Annotated in this window: 1 protein-coding gene; it reads left to right on the top strand. The window is 46.9% G+C overall.

What is annotated here, in order from left to right; genetic code table 11:
• Nucleotides 1-75 precede the first annotated feature (75 nt).
• Nucleotides 76-315: a YlbE-like family protein gene (locus ACTD9P_RS29770; protein ID WP_003154475.1), complete on the top strand. Its 240-nt coding sequence runs from the start codon at nucleotides 76-78 to the stop codon at nucleotides 313-315.
• Nucleotides 316-475 lie beyond the last annotated feature (160 nt).

Raw genomic sequence — 475 nt, 5'->3', positions numbered from 1 at the left:
AGCACGAAGCAGCCCCGGCAAGGCTCCGGACAACATCCTTTTTCATTCAGAAAGGATTAAAGAAGGGGATCGTGTATGCGAAAAGAGGTTCAGGAATTCATATCCGCAGATGAGGAACGGAAACGGTTTATACGGCAGCGTCCCGTCTGGTACCGCAGACTTGCGAGAAAACCGGACGATCTCAATTCCTTTCAGCTTGACATGATGAATTTTTATGAAAAGACGATACCGCATCGGGTAAGTCAATTCTCAAACGGGATTCAAATGGCGCAGATGATGATGCAGATGGTACACGCCATGCGTTCGCAGGATTAAAAAGCGTTTAAACGCCGCATTTTCCAATTGGGTGGTTTCATGGTAAACTAGCAACTGGAGGTGCGTATTTATGTATGCAACAATTGAGTCCGTCAAGCTTCAAAGTGAAGCGGAGCAGCTTGCCGGCATGATTCTGCAGTCTGAGACGGCTGAAAATTAC

The organism is Pseudomonas onubensis, from assembly GCF_965653655.1.
In the GTDB taxonomy this organism is placed as follows: domain Bacteria; phylum Pseudomonadota; class Gammaproteobacteria; order Pseudomonadales; family Pseudomonadaceae; genus Aquipseudomonas.
The sequence above is the reverse complement of the archived record's forward strand: the minus strand, read 5'-3'. Positions and strand labels throughout refer to the sequence as shown.